The sequence below is a fragment of the Streptomyces sp. NPDC088923 genome (genome assembly GCF_044749745.1).
In the GTDB taxonomy this organism is placed as follows: Bacteria; Actinomycetota; Actinomycetes; order Streptomycetales; family Streptomycetaceae; genus Streptomyces.
On sequence record NZ_JBIVIO010000004.1, the window covers coordinates 371715 to 389536 of the forward strand.

Genomic DNA, 17822 nt, shown 5'->3' on the forward strand with positions numbered 1-17822 from the left:
TCAGCCCTTCATCGGCTGGACCGGCGGGGTGACCTCGCCCTTGTCGAGCTTCTTGACGAGCTTCGGTCGCGCGCTCGCGCCCGTACCCTCCAAGGTGGCCTGGAACATGGGCTGGAGCAGCGCGTGGTCCTCGGCGCGCACCTCGGTGGCGCCCTTGACGCCCTCGAACGACCAGCCCTCCAGGGCCTTGATCATCCCCTCCGCGTCCTCGGGGCTCTCCTCAGCGGCCCGCACCACCATCTGCGCGGCGGTGAAGCCGTCGGGCGTGAACAGGTCCGGCACGCCGCCCTGTTCCTTCACCGACGTGGTCATCGCCTTCTCGGCCGCGGTGCCCGCCGCGCCGCCGAAGTAGTGCGCGAGGAAGGTGATCTTGTCGCCGCCCTTGCCGAAGACCGGGTACGAGGCGGTGCCCGCGAGTCCCGTCGTCACCTTCGACGAGCCGAGCACGCCCTGCTGGTCGAGCGCCGTCCACAGCGCGGGCGCGGTCGCCCCGGCCCAGGCCACGAAGACGAGGTCCGGCTTCGCCGACTTCACCTGTCGCGCGAACGGCGTGAGGTCGGTCGCCGACGGCGGCGCGAGCACCTTCGAGACCTTCGCGCCCTCCTTGCCGAGCACGGCCCGCACGGCGGCCACGTTCGCCTGCCCGAAGGTCGAGTCCTGTGCGAGCACCGTGACCTTCTTGCCCTTCGCGTCGCCGAGCATCGCGGCGGCGGTGAGGGTGTCCTGGTAGGACTGGCGGCCCGAGCGGAAGGTGTACTTGTTGATGCCGGTGACGGCGTCGGTCGCGGCGGGCCCGTCGAGGAAGAGCACCTTGTTCTGCGCCGCGAGCGGCGCCATCTGGAGCGCGATGCCCGAGTCCGTCGTCCCGGCGAGGATCTTGTAGCCCTTGCCGATGAGGTCCTTGCCCGCCGCCGTCGCCTTCGCCGCGTCCCCCGCGTCGTCCCGCTCGGTCACCACGATCTTGTGGCCGCCCACCTTGTTCGTGCCCTTGGTGGCGTAGTCGAGACCCGCCTTGAAGCCCTGGAGGTACTGCTTGCCGTAGTCGGCGAGCGGCCCCGTCCTGGAGTAGACGAGCCCGACCTTCACGGGCGCGGACTCGCTCTTCGCCCCCTCGGAGCCGCCCGTCCCGGGCGAGGCGCAGGCGGAGAGGAGCAGTGTGCCGAGCGAGAGGGCCGCGAGGGCGGCGAGTCTTCCGGAGCGGGCAGGAGCGAGGGACATGGCGGACCGGCTTTCGCTGGGGCCACCACGTCCCCACGGGGGACGGACCTGCGACGGACGACGGTGGCGGCGCGGGTGAACTGTCGGCCAGACCGTAGGGGCCGCACGGCGGCGCCGGACATGGTGGCGCGCGCCGTACTCGCGGGGGGCGGGGTGTGGGCGGGGCACATGGAGGGTGGGTCAGCGGGGCGGGGCGGGGGCGCTGGGCGGCAGGTGGCGGGTGACCCACGGGTCGGCGGGGCCGATGAGGGCGCCCACGGCGTAGGGCCGCATGAACAAGACCCTGTCGAGTTCACCGCCGTCGAGGAAGGCGCAGTGGCGGAAGTCCGTCAGGTCGCGGAACTCGACGGAGCGGAAGTGTGCGGCGCGGTGGAAAACGGTGCCGGCGAAAACTGCGGAGAGGCGGAAGGCCGTGCGCTCGAAAAGGGCGGGCTCCAAGAATTCCGTTTGCGTGAAATCGCACCGCTTCCAGAACTCGATGTCCCTGAATACGGTGTCGTTCTGTAGCTGTGCCGACCCGAAATCCGCGCCGTTGCGGAATTGTGCGGACTCGCAGCGGAGGGCTCCCCCCACGGCGAGGCCGTGGAACGTTGCGATTCCGTAGCAGAAGAGCTTGCGGAGTGTCAGCGAACCCTCCGATGCCGAGTTCGGCATCCCGAACTCTCCTCTCACCTGCACGTTGGTAAAGGTGACGGCGCCCTGGAAATGCGCCGATTCGAAGGAGGCGGCGGCATCGAAGGTGACGTTTGAAAAGGTCACGCCCTGGCGGAATCCTGTCTCCTTGAATGAGGTATCGCCGTAGAAGTTCGCATTGCTGAAAATTGTGGCGTGGGAGAACAGAGCCCCCTCGAAGGACGCTTCTTCGAAGCTGACGTCGACCCATTCCGTCTGGCCCCCACCCGCGAACACGCACCCGTCGAACACGGCCGTGCCGAAGCGCGGACGCCCGCTGACGGGATCGCGGACGGCGGCCAGGACCTCTCCCAGCAGCCCCGGGTTTGTGCCGAGGCCCGCGGGGGGAGCGTTGTCGTAGTCCACGGAGCGGCTGAAGGTGGTCCCCGAGAAATCGACATCCGCTCCCGGCTCCAGCGCCGCGAGGTACGCGCGTCGCTCCCGGTGGCTCACGTGGACGAGGCATTGCGCGTGACCGGGCAGCGGGCGCGCCCGGCAGGTGCGGGAGAGCCCGCCGGCACAGCGCGGGCGCAACGGCAGGCCGGACGCCGCACTGGCCTCCAGCCGCCTGGCCAGGAGGCCGAAGCCTCCCGGGTAGAACCAGCCGTGGCGGTGGTCCCCGCGAGTGAACGAGGGCATGTCCGCCCACCGCCCGAGCGCGGGAAACAGGTACTCGCGCAGCGAACCGCTCAGCACGAGCGGGGTTCGCGTACTGGCCCGGGACGGCTCGGACCGCGTGAACTCCTCGGTCGCCGGGTCCAGAAGGAGCTCCCGCGCCTCCCGCGACGCCGCCGAGTCGCCGATCCCGATCGCGCGGCCGGCCACACCGTACGCGCCCGCGCACAGGAGCCTCGCCCGGTCCGACTCGGCGGCTTTCGCCAACCTCCCTAGTACGTACCTGAGTTCGGGCAGTCCGTTGCGCAGCACCAGCAGCACGCCGCGCGAGGTCCCGCGCTCACCCGGGCCGGGCGAGGCCGTCGGATACTCGAACCGCGCCCACTGCTCCGGGCTCCCGGGCAGGGACAGCCATTGCCCGAGGTCCACGGAATCGCTTGCGGACAGCAGGCGCACGGCCAGGTACATCGCTGTCTCCGGCTCGGCGGCGGCCTCTTCGGCGGCACCCGGACCCGGCACCCCCGCCGCCAGAAACAGATCCCGCACGTCCTTGTCCCCGAGCAGTCGCGCCATCGGAACCGCCGCGAGCAGCGTGCCCGGACGCCGCGGCGTCGCGATCATCCCGACGACCGCGTCGCCCTGGAGCACGGGCGCGCCCGCGAGGCTCGCCGGGCCGATCCGGCTGTCCGGCTCCAGGAGGTCCACGACCAGCCCCGAGCGCAGCCGTCTCGTAACCCCCCGCAGCACGAGTTCGCGCCCGCGCGGGTGCCGCCCCCGCACGCTCACCAGCGCCTCGTTCCCCCCGCTGGGCAGCCGCCCCCACCGTGGCGGCCGGTGACCCCCGTACGGCGTGGACGCGGGGTGCCGGCCCGGTTCCTCCGCCGTCAGGAGGGCCGCGTCCACCTCGTCGCGCCCGAGCCACAGCACCCGGCACGACAGCCTTCGCCCCTCGACCCGCACCCACAACGGCCCCGTCGTCTCGCGCACCACCTCCCGGCACGTCAGTACGACGCGCTGCGACAGGAGCGTCCCGAGCCCCACCGTGTGCCCGCGCTCGTCCAGGAGCGGCACGACCCGCACCGCGGGACCGTTCCCCGGCCCGCCTTCGAACGGCCCCTGCGCGAAGGCTTCGCCTTCCGCCGGGACGGTCCGCCCCGGCTCGCCGCCCCGCACCCGTACCGCCCCGAACTCCCCGGTCTGCGGGCGGATATGGGCCAGGTGATCCCACAACTCCCGCCGCACCAGGGTCCGTACGCGCGTGACATCGCCCCGCAGCTGCGAGCCGAGTAGCGCTTCGCGCACGCCGGGGCGGAAGTCGAGGAGGAGGTCGTCGGGGCTGGTGCCGGGGGGCGGCGCGGTCCACGGGTCGAGGAGGCCGCCGAGGGCGACCTCGGCCAAGTGCCCCTGGTCGGAGCCCTGGAGGAGGGCATGGCGCACGAGCGTCATGACGGGAAGTGTCAGCGGGACCGCGGAGAGGTGGGCGGCCAGGCGCTGCGCGAGGGGCGAGGCCGTCTCCTGGAAGCGGAGCACCGCGTCGAGCCCCTGCCGCCGCGGGCCGGGCGCCGCCGGGCCGGGCTCCGGGGCCAGCGGCAGGCATGCCGTCGTGTGCCAGCGGCCGTCCCCCGCGAGGAGGCGGGCCAGGACCGCGAGGCGGTCGGGGGCCGCCGAGACGACCGGCACGACCGGGCCCGGGGCGCCCGCCGCGCGCCGCGTCCGCCGGCCCGCGGGCGCCGCGCTCCAGGCCCGTACCGCCGTACCGGGCCGGTCCGCGCGCACCACCCCTTGCGCCGGCCGGACCGCGCCGCGCGCCCACAGGCGTTCGGGGAGCACGTCGAGCACAGCGACCGCGTGGTGGCGCCGCCACTGGGCGAGGACGTCGAGCAGCGGCCGCCCGCGCCAGCCGTCCGCGACGAGATCCGTGCACACCAGCACGAGCCGGTGCCCGGAGGGCTGGGCGAGTTCCCTCGGGTGCCGGGGTGCGGCGCCCGGCGCGTGCGCGACCATCGGGGTGCCGCCCGCCGCGGTGCCGCTCAGATGCCATGTGCGGACGTCGCGGAAGACGCCGCTGCGCGTGAGGGCCCGGCGCAGCTCGGCGACGAGATCCGTCCACAACAGCATCGAGTGGTGCGTGTCCACGACGAGCGCGAGATCGAGCCAGCGCGAGGCCGCGGGGCGCAGCACCGGCGTCAACACCCGCTGCCGCACGCTGTGTTCGACGGTCGCCTCCTCGTCGATCTCCTCACCCGCGCCGCGCACGGCCCGCCGCCCCACCGGCCGCAGCGCGCGCATCACGGCGAGTGGGTCGTCGAGCGCGGGCGCGCGCGGCACGCGCAGCGGCACTCCGCGCGGCCCGGCGGGCGCCTCGCGCGCGCCGCCGCCGAGGCGCGGGAACAATCGCGTGGGGGCACGGGTCACGGGCGGAACGGGTTCGGGACCCACGGGCTCCGGGCGGGTGGGCGCGGGTCCCGTGGCGGCCGGTGGCGAGGCGGGCACCGGACCCGGGGGCGCGGGCGGGGGGCGCCGTACCGCCGCGTCAATGCGCGCGGCGATCCACAGGACATCGGCGAGCTCTTCGGGGCCCGCGTCGATCCCGTGCGCGGCGAAGGCGCCGAGGAGAGCCGCGAAGCCGTCACCGGTACGGGGGCCTCCGCCACCGGCTTCCGTCTCCGTGGCGGTACGGGCGGCGGTACGGGCCTCTCCGGCCGTGCGGGCCTCTCCGGCCGTGCGGGCCTCTCCGGCCGTGCGGGCCTCCTCGCCACCGGCCCCCGCCGCCCCGGCGGTACGGTCCTCGCCGCCCGCTCCCCCCGCGCCGTTCACGCCGTCGGCCCCGTGAGTCTCCGCATGACCGTGTCGAGGAACTTCTCGCGGTCGGCCTCGTCCGGCCACGCCTCGCTGAGCCGCAGCTGGATCGCGTTGAGGAGCTGATCGGTCGCGAGGTCGCCCTCGGCCCGGCGCTCGACGAAGTCCTTGACGAACCGCGCGTACTCGGGGTGCTCGGTGACATCGACGGCGAGCCGCTTGCGGACGATCCGGGCGAGCTTCTCCTCGTTGGGCGGCTCCATGCGCAGGCGCACGCAGCGGCGCAGGAACGCGGGCGGGAAATCGCGCTCTCCGTTGCTCGTCATGACCACCACGGGGAAGTACCGGCACTGCACCTGACCGCCCGTGATCGTCGCCGGTCCCGCCTCGTGATCCGCGGTCGCGACGGCCACGGTGGGCTCGTCGAGCGCCGTACGGGACAGCTCGGGAATCGCGAAGCCGCCGTCCTCGAAGACCGTCAGGAGGTCGCCGGGCAGGTCGATGTCGCTCTTGTCGATCTCGTCGATGAGCAGCACCCGCGGCTGCTCGGCGGGCAGCAGCGCGGTGCCGAGCGCGCCGAGCCGCAGGAAGCGCGAGAGGGACGTCCGCGCGGCGGCCGGGGCCGCACCGCCGCGCGGCCTCGCCCGGCCCGCCGCCCCGCCGCGCCTGCCCGCGCCGCCCCGCCGGCCGGCCGCCCCCGTCGTGACCCGCAGCTGTTCGAGGCTCGCCTCCTGGAGCCGCCCGATCGCGTCGTACTGGTACAGGCCCTCGCGCAGCACGCTGCGGCTGGTGATCGGCCAATGCAGGACCGGGCCGAGGCCGAGGTCCGTCGCGATGCTGTGCGCGAGGCTGGATTTGCCGGTCCCCGGCTTGCCCGTGACGAGGAGGGGGCGGCGCAGGTAGAGCGCCGTGTTGACGGCGTCCGTCTCCGCGTCGTCGGGCACGTAGTCGGCGCCGCGCGCCCGGGTCCGCTCCCACGCGGGCCCCTCGGCCCCGGCCGGCGGGTGCGCGCCCTCGCCGTTGAACGCGCGCCAGGGCGGCGCCGGGGTGGAGAGGAGCCTGGCCCGCCGCTCCGCGCTCGTCCCCGACCCCTGGTAGAGCCACCAGTCCTTCACTGTCCGCATCCTCCGTCGCTGTCTCACCGGGCTTGATTCACCGGGCTTTTTCTCGTCAGGCCAGGGACCGGTTGTCCGTCACGCACGAGGGGTCGTCCCACAGCACCCCGAAGGGCGCCCCCGTCGTGTGCCGCAGGGTGCGCACCGCGCCGGGCAGCGCGAGGACGTCGATATCGGCGGGCCGCTCGGCGACGCGCGCGAGGAGCGGCGCCGCGGGCTGCCCGTCGCGCCGCCACACGGCGACCGGCACCCCCGATTCGAGTACCGCGTCGAGCACGAGCGCCGTCGTCGCGTGCTCGGTGTGCGTCACCACACACGCGGGCCCCTCGCCCGCCTCCAGCTCGGCCGCGAGCGCGTCCGTGACCTCGGCGGCCGTCAGGACCCGTACCGCGTCCGGGTGCCGGCCGCCGTGCGCGCACAGCCACGCCCACGTACGGTCCCACGCCGAGCCGTGCGCGGGCCGGTCCTCCGGGCATGACACGACGACCTCGTACAGCGTCCCGAGCGCGCGCGGCCCGCGGCGCGGGTGCGGCACGGGCCACTCGTCGAAGGGCTCGGCGAGCAGCCCGAAGGGCACGTCGACGACGACGCGCGCGGGCGCGGGCCCGCCGTCCGCGCGCGCCTCGGCGAGCTGGTCGAGCAGCGCCGTACGGACCTCGGCGAGCGAGAGCGCGCCCGCGGACTCCCACACGAGCCGTGAGCGCTCGCGGCGCAGCCACACCCGTACGAGGTAGCGCTCGGGCCGCGCGGCGGGTTCGAGCCGGACGACGAGCGTCGCGGTGTGCCCGGCAGGGTGCGGCGGCGGGAGAGCGGGGGCGCCGAGCCGCTTGCCTGTCGTCTTCTCCCACTTCTCAAGCCGCCGCGCCCACGCCCGCTCGCCGCCGCCTGCCGCGCGCCCACTGGGGGCGGCCGCGTCAACTCCCGCGTCGTTCCCCGCGTCTCCGGTCTCCGTGGCGCGGTGGCGCAGGAAGCGGACGAAGGGCAGGACGAGCGGGAGCCCCGCGCGCTCGCCGTGCCGCGCGTCGAGGTCGTGTGCGATCTCGATGAGCGAGGAGGCGGGGAGCCCCGGGGTCGGCGGGGGCGCGCACCCCGCTTGCGCGAAGGCCCAGGCGTAGGCGTCGTACGTGTACGGGGGCAGCGGGTGGGCGGCGAAGGCATGGCCGAGTTCGTCCCAGGCCCGCTGGTCGAGCCGGGGCGCGGGCGCGGGAAGCGCCTCGGCGGAGCCCGGGACGAGGTCGAGGAACGAACAGCCGTCCCAGTCCTGGTCCTTGAGGAACTGCGGGGTCTGCCACGCCCTGCCCTTGGCGCGCAGCTCGGCGAAGCGCGCGTTGATCTCCCGGCACACGGCGGTGAGTTCGCGCGCCGCCGCGTCGAGGGTGCGGGTCCCGAGCGCGGCGAGCAGTTCCTCGGTGAACGCCCCGGCCGCGTGGGCCCCGTTGTTCCCCGCGGCCTCGCCCGGCGCGCTCGCGTACACCCGGAACTGCTTGCGCCAGGGCAGCGGGGTGCCGCCGCCGTAGTCGTGCGTGGGGACGTTCACGCGCTCGTCCAGGGGGGTCGGCAGGCGGCACGCGTCGACGAGGGTCGCCTGCCGGGTGTAGCCGCGCGCCGCGACGGAGTCGCTGTGCCACCAGTGGAGGGCCGCGTCGAGGTTGAGGTGGCGCAGGAGGTGGGGCGTCGCGTCCTGGTACAGCAGCAGCATCTCGGCGCGGCCGCGGGACTGGAAGCCGTGCCCTGCCCAGTAGATCCACAGGAATTCGCCGTCGCATGCCGCGAGGTCGTCGAAGAGCGCGTGCTCGACATGCGCCCCGGTCGCCTCGGTGTACCGCTCGCGCAGTTCCTCCAGGCCGCGCCAGTCGAGCGCCGCCGGGTCGTCGAGCGGCGAGAGCAGCAGCCGTACGTTGGCCTGCGGCACCCCGGCGGTCCCGGTGAGCCAGCGCGCGAAGCGCAGCGCGTCGCGCGCGGGGCCGCTCAGGTCCCAGTCCGCACCCATGCCCTCGTAGCGCTCGACGCCGACGACGAGCGCGAACGTCCTCTTGGGTGAGGCGACGTGGCTGTGCACGGGCTGGTGCGGAAACCTCACGCGCTCACGACCGGGGAGGTGCGGGCTCACTCGCCGTCCGTGACAGCGGCGGCGAGTCGCTCGTAGAGCGCGGGCAGTTTCCAGTACGCGCTGTGGCAGGGCAGGAAGGGCTGCCCGCTGCTCAGCTCGTGGTCCCGCACGCGCGCGTCGCCGGGGAAGACCGGCTCGGCGAGGTACGCGAGGAGGTCCTGCCGGTCGAAGAAGTTGAGCCACTCCGGGAAGCCGGCCGGGAGCGGTTGCCCGGGTGCGAGCGAGGCGAGCGCGCCGATCTCGTGGAGGTACGGGGCCTGCGAGCCGACCGTGACGAGGAGGCGGACGCCGGGCAGCGGCGCGCCCTCGGCCGCCGCCTCCGCGAGCAGGTCGAAGAGCGCGATCCCGCCGAGGCTGTGCCCGATGAGGACGGTCGGGCCGGGGTGCGCGGCGATCTCCTCGCGCAGGTGGGCGCGGAGTTCGTGGCCGCGCGCCTGGTAGCGCAGGATGTCGCCGAGGAAGGGGGAGCTGGACCCGGTGAGCCGGCCCCGGCTCATGCCGAGCGCGCGCTGACCGCCCAGCCGCATCGCGAGCCCCCCGAAGACCCCGGCGACCTTGCGGCCCGCGCCCGCGCGCGCTTCCCCGCCGAGCAACGCGGTCAGGAGCAGCAGGAGTTGGTCCCGTTCCGCGCCCGAGCACTCCGCCTCCTCGCCGGCCTCCGCGAGCGTCGCGGCGACGAGGGCCCGGGCGAGGGCCCCGGCGAACTCGCGCGCCGCGCCGCTCCCTTCGGCCCGTCGTGCGGCGCGCGCCGTCTCCGGGGCCTCGCCGATCCAGGCGAGCGCGAGAGGGTACGCGACGGACAGCCCCGTATCGTCCAGCAGAGCCGCCAAGTCGTCGCCTGGGGGCGGCAGTTCACGCAGCAGTTCGAGCACGCCGAGCCCCGCGGCCCGTACCCCCGGCGGCCCGTAGCCGGTGTCCTCCCAGCCTGTCTCGGCGGCGAGCCGCAGCGCGCACAGCGGGTCGACGAGGAGCAGCCCCCACTCGTCGGCGACCGGGTCGCCGGGCGCGTCGTCGCCCGGGGCGGCCGCGGGGGTACGCGGGTCCTCCGCCGGGGTACGGGGGCGGCGCCGCGCGGGCACCGAACGGGCCCGCCCGTCCGGGAGCGCGAGCGCCCCGAAGCGGTCCCCCCAGTAAGGGGAGTCGACCACGGCCCCGGGCAGCACCTTGCCGAGGCCCTCCCGTATCCGCCCGGTGAGCACCTCGTGGCGCTCGTGCCGTACCCCCGTGCCGTGGACGAACAGAAAACGCATACCGGCCCCCGTCGGTCGATGGTCCGCGGAAAGACGATAGCGGCGCAGAGGCGGGAGGGCGGGGGAGTCGCGCGAAATCCACCCGGGGACGTGATGGGCCGGCGGGGCGTTCGGGCGGGGCGTGCGCACGCCGGGAATGTCACCCTCGGTTACGATGCTCACGCCGCGCGGGCAGGCGTGGCGGGGCTCGGAAAGGCGAGGTGGCAGGGGTCGTGCTGAGGGAAGTCACCGCCACCCGGTACGTCGAGCCCTTGCACGGGGGTGGCTCCGTGCCCGGCGTCGTCGAGGCCGACGACCTGGGCACGTATGTCGTCAAGTTCACCGGGGCCGCGCAGGGGCGCAAGGCGCTCGTCGCGGAGGTGATCGTGGGGGAGCTGGGGCGGCGGCTCGGACTCCGCGTGCCCGAGCTGGTGCTCGTGGACTTCGATCCGGCGCTGGGCGCGGGGGAGCCGCATCAGGAGGTGCGGGAGCTGCTCGACGCGAGCGGCGGGGTCAACCTCGGGATGGACTACCTGTCGGGGGCGGAGGACTTCGTCGCGGGGGAGTTCGCCGTCGATCCGGTCGAGGCGGGGCGGATCGTGTGGCTCGACGGACTCACCGCGAACGTCGACCGCACCGTGCACAGCACCAACCTGCTCGTGTGGCCCACGCGCGGCGTCGCGCCGCCGCGCCTGTGGCTCATCGACCACGGCGCCGCGCTCGTCTTCCACCACCGCTGGGCGGGGGCCGAGGACGCCCGGGGCAAGGCGTACGACTTCCGGGCGCACGCCCTCGGCGGCTACGCGCCCGACACGCGCGCCGCCGACGCCGAGCTGGCCCCGCGGGTCGGCGAGGAGCTGCTGCGCGAGGTCGTCGCCCTCGTACCGGACGCGTGGCTCGCCGAGGAGGAGGGCTTCGCCACGCCGGGCGAGGTCAGGGACGCGTACGTACGCCAACTCGCCGAGCGCGCCGCACTCTCCCCCCGCTGGCTCCCCACGGACTTCCCGACCGCGACCGAACTCTCCGAGGCCGAGCAGCGCCGCAGGAACCGCACCCTTGCGGGCCGCCCGGCCTGGCTCCAGCACGTCCCGGACCTGCACGGACGCTGAGTATTCAGCCCCTCCGGCGTTTGAGGAGCGGGGTTTGGGGCGGAGCCCCAAAAAATGGGGCCTGGGGCTCCGCCACAGGGGGCTTCGGGGCGAAGCCCCGGCCCCTTCAGCCCCTCAGCCGCGCATACGCCGGAACCGTGAGGAAGTCCGCATACGTATCGGCGAGCGCGACCTCCAGGAGCAGCGCGTACGCCTCGTCCCAGCGGCCCGCCGCATACGCCTCCTCGCCCAGCTCGGCGCGGAGCGCGGCCAGGTCCTCGTCGGCGACCCGGCGCACCAGCTCGCGCGTGACGAGGACGGGCGCGCCCTCGTGCTCGACCTCGACGCCCGCGTTGATCCACTGCCACAGCTGCGAGCGGGAGATCTCGGCCGTCGCCGCGTCCTCCATCAGGTTGAAGATCGCGACCGCACCCGAGCCGCGCAGCCACGCCTCGATGTAGCGGATGCCGACCCGCACCGCGTTGACGACACCGTCGTAGGTCGGCCGCGCCTCCAGCGAGTCGATCGCGATGAGGTCGCTCGCGGCCACGTCGACGTCCTCGCGCAGCCGCTCCTTCTGGTTCGGGCGCTCGCCGAGCACCGCGTCGAAGGACTCCAGGGCGACGGGGACGAGGTCGGGGTGCGCGACCCAGGAGCCGTCGAAACCGTCCGCCGCCTCGCGGTCCTTGTCGGCACGGACCTTCGCGAAGGCGGTCTTGTTGACCTCCGGGTCCTTGCGCGAGGGGATGAACGCGGCCATACCGCCGATCGCGTGCGCGCCGCGCTTGTGGCAGGTGCGCACGAGGAGTTCGGTGTACGCGCGCATGAACGGGGCCGTCATCGTCACGGCGTTGCGGTCCGGGAGGACGAACTTGGCACCGCCGTCACGGAAGTTCTTCACGATGGAGAAGAGGTAGTCCCAGCGGCCCGCGTTGAGCCCGGCGGCGTGCTCGCGCAACTCGTAGAGGATCTCCTCCATTTCGTAGGCGGCGGTGATCGTCTCGATGAGGACGGTCGCGCGGACGGTGCCGTGCGGGATGCCCAGCTTCTCCTGGGCGAGCGTGAACACGTCGTTCCACAGCCGCGCTTCGAGGTGCGACTCCGTCTTCGGCAGGTAGAAGAACGGGCCGAGGCCGCGCGCGGCGAGCCGCTCGGCGTTGTGGAAGAAGTAGAGCCCGAAGTCGACGAGCCCGCCGGGGACGGCCTCGCCGTCGACCTCCAGGTGGCGTTCGTCCAGGTGCCAGCCGCGCGGGCGGACCACGACGGTGGCCAACTCCCCTTCGGGGCGCAGTGCGTAGCTCTTGCCGGTGCGTGCGTCGGTGAAGTCGATCTTCCGCTCGAAGGCGTCGATCAGGTTGGCCTGGCCGCCGATGACGTTCTCCCAGGTGGGCGCGGAGGCGTCCTCGAAGTCGGCGAGCCACACCTTGGCGCCCGAGTTGAGCGCGTTGATCGTCATCTTGCGGTCGGTCGGGCCCGTGATCTCGACGCGGCGGTCCTGGAGCGCCTCGGGGGCGGGCGCGACGCGCCAGGAGTCGTCCTCGCGGATCGCGCGCGTCCCGGGCAGGAAGTCGAGCGAGGCGGTACGGGCGATCTCCGCGCGGCGCTCGGCGCGGTGCGCGAGGAGCTCGGCGCGGCGCGGCGCGAAGGCGCGGTGCAGCTCGGCGAGGAAGGCGAGGGCGGCCGGGGTGAGGATCTCCTCCTGCCGGCTCGCGTGCGGGGCGTCGGCGACGACGACGGCGGGAGCGGGTGCGGACATGAGGGGCACTCCTTCGGCTTCGGCGGGGGCGGCACGTCGTGCATGGCACTGCGTGCCATGCGGGTTCGGGGGCGGGTGGTGAGGGATGTGGGGTGTGTGAACGGAAAGACCCACGTTTTCCGCTTGCTAGTGGATACTAGTTTTCTTATGGCGGAAGTCAATGGCTGGGGTCCTTCGGGTCGATGTCCCTCGGTGCCATCCCGGTCGGCCGCGTGGCTCAGGGCGTCCCGCGCAGCCGCCGCAGGTCCTCGGGTGTGTCGATGTCGTACGGCTCGCAGAGGTCCCCGCACTCCACGAGCCGGATCTCCCTCGCGTGCTCCCGCAGGTAGGCCCGCGCCCCCTGGTCGCCCGCGGCCCCCGCCGCGACCCCCGCCCAGTGCGCGGCACCGAGCAGTACCGGGTGTCCGCGCTCGCCGCCGTAGGCCGCCGCGGCGAGCGTCGCGGGACCCTCGTGCGCGGCGAGGACGCGCGCCACCGCCTCCGGCGTGATCCCCGGCTGGTCCACGAGCAGTACGAGCGCCGCGCGTGCCCCCGTCCCGGCGAGCGAGGCGAGACCGGCCCGCAGCGAGGACCCCATGCCCGTCTCCCACGCCGGGTTGCGCACCCACGCCTCCGGCGCCGCCCCGGCGCGCTCCCCGGCCGCGCGCGCCCCCTGTGCCCCGGCCCCCGTCACGACGTGCACGCGCCCGCAGCCACCCGCCCGCGCGAGGGCGACGGCACGCGCGACGAGCGGTGAACCCCCGTACTCCAGAAGCGCCTTGGGTCTTCCCCCGAGTCGCCGCCCGCCCCCGGCCGCGAGCACGATCCCGGCCGTCCCGCCCTCCGCTCCCGTCGTCACCGCTGCCTCCCTCCGGCCGGTCCGTACCGGCGCGCGTGTGCGGCGACCCTACGGGCGGGGCGCGTACGGCGCGGGTGGGGCGTGTACCGGCTGGCGTGTCGGCGCGCGGTGGCGAATACTGGGCACCGTTCGCGCTGCCGTGCGCCTGACCAGCCGCGGCCGGCGAACGAATTCGGGTAGACGCACGAGGACGTGCGGAGGGGGAGGAGTGCCGCTTGTGACCGGTACGGACCGGACGGGTGTGCCCGTCGTCGGCGCGGGAGGAACGGCGGGCGGACGGCGGCCCGTCGAGGAGCAGGAGGACCCGCGCATCGCGGAGTTGCGCGAGGCCGTGACGGTCCTGCGCCGCGCTCTTGCCGCGCTGCCCGCCCATCTCCCCGACAGGGACCTCGCCGAGGAGGAACTCGCCGCGCTGACCGGCCTCCTGTCCGGCCCGGCTCCCAGCCCGGCCGCCCTCAGCGGTCCCCTCCTGCGCCTCGCGGCGACCACGGGCTCGGTGAGCGCCCTCGCCCCCGCCCTCGCCCGACTGCGCGCGGCGGTCGAGCTGTTCGGGGGTGCGGGCGGGCGCTGAGCGGGGGCTCGGACGTACGGGTGCGGGCGGACGGGGTGCGGGCGGACGGGGCGCGGCGTGGGCGTGCGGGGCGCGGCGTGGGCGTGCGGGGCGCGGTGGCGGCTCCGGCGCGTAGGGCGTGCCCGCGGCGCCACCCCGTCCGCCCGCGCGGGACGCCGCCCCAAGGGGCTTCGCTACGCCTGCTCCGCGCGGCGCGCGAGTGCCTCGGACAACTCGGCCGCGACCTGCCGCAGTACCGGTACGTGACGCGCCATCGCCTCGTCGGTGAGGCGGCCCGCCGGGCCCGAGACCGAGAGCGCCGCCGTCGTGGGGGAGTGCGGGACGGACACCGCGAGGCAGCGCACCCCGATCTCCTGCTCGTTGTCGTCGACCGCGAAGCCGCGCGCCCGCACGTCGTCGAGCGCCGCGAGGAAGGACTCGGGGGTCGTCAGGGTGCGGTCGGTCGCCGCGGGCATGCCCGTACGGGCGAGCAGCGCGCGCACCTCGCCAGGGGCGCTGTCGGCGAGGAGGGCCTTGCCCACCCCCGTCGAGTGCGGCAGGACCCGGCGGCCGACCTCGGTGAACATGCGCATCGAGTGCTTCGAGGGCGCCTGTGCCACGTACACGACCTCGTCGCCGTCGAGCAGTGCCATGTTCGCCGTCTCGCCCGTCTCCTCGACGAGCCGTGCGAGATAGGGGCGCGCCCACGTGCCGAGCAGCCGCGAGGCGGACTCGCCGAGCCGGATCAGGCGCGGGCCCAGCGCGTATCTCCGGTTCTCCTGCTGGCGTACGTAACCGGTCGCGACGAGCGTGCGCATGAGGCGGTGGATCGTGGGGAGCGGGAGGCCGCTGCTCGTGGCGAGTTCGCTCAGGCCGACCTCGCCGCCCGCGTCCGCCATGCGCTCAAGGAGGTCGAAGGCGCGCTCCAGGGACTGCACGCCCCCGGCGACCGCGGACTTCGGGGGAGCGGCGGTGTCGCTGGTGCTCGGCGTCGGCACGGCGCGGTCCTTTCAGGGGACGGACGGGCGAAGCAGCAGCCTACCGGGCGGGACGTTTCGGGCCGCACCGAGGACCTTGTTACGTGAAAGTTTATTTCCGGTTACCGAAAAGGAGCAGGGTGGGTCGCCTTGTGCGGCGCTCTTGACGGGGTGCTTGGGGCGGCAGAGACTCACGGCAGGGATTCAACAGAACGTTGAACGCTTTCGCAGGCGTCGACCAGGGGGCCCGCCATGACCGCCGCCGCACCGCCCGACCTCCTCCTCCGCTCCACCCGCACCGTGCTCCCGGAGGGCCCGCCGCGCCCCGCCGCCGTCGCGGTCACGGGCCCCGTGATCAGCGCGGTCCTTCCGTACGAGAGCGCGGCGCCCGAGGGCTGTCGCGTGCGCGACCTCGGCGACGACGCCCTGCTGCCCGGCCTCGTCGACACGCACGTCCACGTCAACGACCCCGGGCGCGCCCACTGGGAGGGCTTCACGACCGCGACCCGCGCGGCCGCCGCCGGGGGCGTCACGACACTCGTCGACATGCCGCTCAACTCCCTCCCGCCCACCACCACCGTCGACCACCTGCGCCGCAAGCGGGAGGTCGCGGCCCCGCGCGCGCACATCGACGTCGGTTTCTGGGGCGGCGCGATCCCCGGCAACGCGGCCCACCTGCGGCCACTCCACGACGCCGGGGTCCTCGGCTTCAAGTGCTTCCTCTCCCCGTCCGGCGTCGAGGAGTTCCCCCCGCTGGACGCGGCGGGCCTCGACACGGCCCTCGCCGCCCTCGCCGCGTTCGACGGCCTCCTCCTCGTGCACGCCGAGGACCCCCACCACCTCGCCACCGCACCCCAGCGCCCCGGCCCCCACTACCGCGACTTCCTCGCCTCGCGTCCCCACGCCGCCGAACGCGAGGCCGTCCGCCTCCTGTTGGAGGCCGCGGCCCGCCATCCCGGCGCCCGCGTCCACGTCCTGCACGTCTCCAGCGCCGACGTGCTGCCGCTCATCGCCGAGGCGAAAGCGGCCGGAGCGCGCGTCACCGCCGAGACCTGCCCGCACTTCCTCACCCTCACCGCCGAGGAAGTCCCGGACGGCGCGACGGAGTTCAAGTGCTGTCCGCCCATCAGGGAGGCCGCCAACCAGGAGGCCCTGTGGCAGGCGCTCGCGGACGGCACGCTCGACTGCGTCGTCTCCGACCACTCCCCGTCGACCGCCGACCTCAAGTCGCCTGACTTCGCCAGCGCTTGGGGCGGGATCTCCTCGCTCCAGCTCGGCCTGCCCGCCGTCTGGACGGCGGCGCGGGCGCGCGGGACGGGGCTCGCCGACGTCGTGCGCCGTATGTCCACCGCACCCGCGGCCCTCGCGGGGCTCACCACGAAAGGCGCTCTCGCGCCGGGCAGGGACGCCGACTTCACGGTCTTCGCCCCCGAGGCCGAATTCACCGTCGAGCCCACTCGCCTCCACCACCGCAACGCCGTCACCGCCTACGCCGGCCGCACCCTGCGCGGCGTCGTCCGCTCCACCTGGGTGCGGGGCCGACGTGCGTACACAGAAGGCGAGTTCACCGCACCCCAGGGGAAACTGCTGCGCCGGGAGCCGTGACCGCGCGCACCTCCGAAGCGACGAAAGGAACCACGCCCGCCGTGACCGCGACGCCCCCTGCCTTCACCGGCCCCGCCCAGCCCTACACCGGCGGCGACCCCTACGCCGACTACCGCGCCACCGCACACCCCTTCACGCACCTCCCCGACCTCGCGGACCGCGGGCTCGGCGGCTGCGTCGTCGCCGCCAACGACGAGTTCTTCGCCGAGCGCGAGAACCTGCTCGCCCCCGACCGCCCCCGCTTCGAACCGGACGCGTACGGCCACAAGGGCAAGATCATGGACGGCTGGGAGACCCGCCGCCGTCGCGGCACGGGCCCCGCGCACCCCTGGCCGGACGCCGAGGACCACGACTGGGCGCTCATCCGCCTCGCGACCCCCGGCGTCGTGCGCGGACTCCTCGTCGACACCGCCCACTTCCGCGGCAACCACCCGCGCGCGGTGAGCGTCGAGGCCGCCGCGCTGCCGGGCCACCCGAGCCCCGAGGACCTGCTCGCCCCCGGCGTGCGGTGGACAACTCTGATACCGCGTACGGAAGTCGGCGGGCACGCGGCGAACGGTTTCCCCGTCGCGGTCGCACGCCGGTTCACGCACGTACGGCTGCGGCAGTACCCGGACGGGGGGATCGCCCGGCTGCGCGTGTACGGGGACGTCGTGCCCGATCCGCGCTGGCTCGCCGCGCTCGGCACCTTCGACCTCGCCGCGCAGGAGCACGGCGGCCGCGCCGAGGACGCCTCCGACCGCTTCTACTCGCCGCCCGCCAACACACTGCGCCCGGGGCGTTCGCGATCCATGCACGAAGGCTGGGAGACGCGGCGGCGGCGCGACGACGGGCACGACTGGGTGCGGTACGCGCTCGCCGGGCACGGCGAGATCCGTGCCGTCGAGATCGACACCGCCTGCTACCTCGGCAACGCCGCGGGCTGGGCGGCGCTCTCGGTGCGCGAGGACGAGGGGCCGTGGGCCGAACTCCTCCCGCCCACCCGCCTCCAGCCCGACACCCCGCACCGCTTCCTCCTCGACCACCCCGTCCACGCGACCCACGCGCGCCTCGACATCCACCCCGACGGCGGCGTCTCGCGACTGCGGCTGCACGGGAGTCTGAGCGAGCGAGGCATGAGTGAACTGGCTCGGAAAGTAGGGGAATTGGGTGGCTGAGGCGCCTGCGGTGCGGGGGCGTGCCGGGGGCGCGTGGCCCTTGGGTCGCGTACGCCCGGGGGCGCGTGGTCCGCGCCGGCACACGCCGCGTGC

12 protein-coding genes are annotated in these 17822 nt (G+C 74.7%); 4 read left to right on the forward strand and 8 right to left on the reverse strand.

The annotated features are described in order from the left end of the window. The 5 genes from ACIP4O_RS19610 to ACIP4O_RS19630 form a co-directional block, all read right to left on the reverse strand. On the reverse strand, positions 1 to 1218 hold the full coding sequence (locus tag ACIP4O_RS19610; protein WP_401575977.1) for a substrate-binding domain-containing protein: 1218 nt from the start codon (positions 1216 to 1218) through the stop codon (positions 1 to 3). 180 nt (positions 1219 to 1398) lie between these two features. After that, positions 1399 to 5322 (reverse strand): SAV_2336 N-terminal domain-related protein, encoded by a 3924-nt coding sequence (locus tag ACIP4O_RS19615; RefSeq protein WP_401575978.1) that lies wholly within the window; start codon positions 5320 to 5322, stop codon positions 1399 to 1401. Further along, positions 5319 to 6428: an AAA family ATPase gene (locus tag ACIP4O_RS19620; protein WP_401575979.1), complete on the reverse strand. Its 1110-nt coding sequence runs from the start codon at positions 6426 to 6428 to the stop codon at positions 5319 to 5321. The genes ACIP4O_RS19615 and ACIP4O_RS19620 overlap by 4 nt, the downstream gene beginning before the upstream one ends. A gap of 46 nt (positions 6429 to 6474) precedes the next feature. Next, positions 6475 to 8499 carry a caspase family protein gene (locus ACIP4O_RS19625; RefSeq protein WP_401575981.1) on the reverse strand — a complete coding sequence of 675 codons (2025 nt, stop codon included), beginning with the start codon at positions 8497 to 8499 and terminating at the stop codon, positions 6475 to 6477. 26 nt (positions 8500 to 8525) lie between these two features. Next, positions 8526 to 9779: a hypothetical protein gene (locus ACIP4O_RS19630; protein ID WP_401575983.1), complete on the reverse strand. Its 1254-nt coding sequence runs from the start codon at positions 9777 to 9779 to the stop codon at positions 8526 to 8528. Positions 9780 to 9991: 212 nt separating this feature from the next. Here ACIP4O_RS19630 and ACIP4O_RS19635 point away from each other — a divergent pair, with 212 nt between their 5' ends. After that, complete coding sequence (locus tag ACIP4O_RS19635) at positions 9992 to 10867, forward strand: HipA family kinase (protein ID WP_401575985.1); 876 nt, start codon at positions 9992 to 9994, stop codon at positions 10865 to 10867. A gap of 106 nt (positions 10868 to 10973) precedes the next feature. Here the strand turns inward: ACIP4O_RS19635 and aceB are convergent, their stop codons facing one another. After that, the gene (gene aceB / locus ACIP4O_RS19640; RefSeq protein WP_401575987.1) at positions 10974 to 12602 is read right to left on the reverse strand and encodes a malate synthase A; all 1629 of its coding nucleotides are present in this window, start codon (positions 12600 to 12602) and stop codon (positions 10974 to 10976) included. Positions 12603 to 12819: 217 nt separating this feature from the next. Next, complete coding sequence (locus tag ACIP4O_RS19645) at positions 12820 to 13440, reverse strand: NTP transferase domain-containing protein (RefSeq protein WP_401575989.1); 621 nt, start codon at positions 13438 to 13440, stop codon at positions 12820 to 12822. A 217-nt stretch (positions 13441 to 13657) separates the two neighbouring features. Between ACIP4O_RS19645 and ACIP4O_RS19650 the strand changes: the two genes are divergently transcribed. Beyond that, positions 13658 to 14011 carry a DUF5955 family protein gene (locus ACIP4O_RS19650; RefSeq protein WP_401575991.1) on the forward strand — a complete coding sequence of 118 codons (354 nt, stop codon included), beginning with the start codon at positions 13658 to 13660 and terminating at the stop codon, positions 14009 to 14011. Positions 14012 to 14184: 173 nt separating this feature from the next. On the opposite strand, the gene ACIP4O_RS19655 is transcribed toward ACIP4O_RS19650, so the two are convergent. Continuing rightward, on the reverse strand, positions 14185 to 14988 hold the full coding sequence (locus ACIP4O_RS19655; RefSeq protein WP_401575993.1) for an IclR family transcriptional regulator: 804 nt from the start codon (positions 14986 to 14988) through the stop codon (positions 14185 to 14187). A 231-nt stretch (positions 14989 to 15219) separates the two neighbouring features. Here ACIP4O_RS19655 and allB point away from each other — a divergent pair, with 231 nt between their 5' ends. Both allB and alc read left to right on the forward strand, forming a co-directional pair. Beyond that, a complete protein-coding gene (allB, locus tag ACIP4O_RS19660) occupies positions 15220 to 16572 on the forward strand; it encodes an allantoinase AllB (RefSeq protein ID WP_401575995.1) in 1353 nt (450 codons plus the stop codon). Positions 16573 to 16613: 41 nt separating this feature from the next. Next, positions 16614 to 17729 (forward strand): allantoicase, encoded by a 1116-nt coding sequence (gene alc, locus ACIP4O_RS19665; RefSeq protein ID WP_401575997.1) that lies wholly within the window; start codon positions 16614 to 16616, stop codon positions 17727 to 17729. Positions 17730 to 17822: the final 93 nt, after the last annotated feature.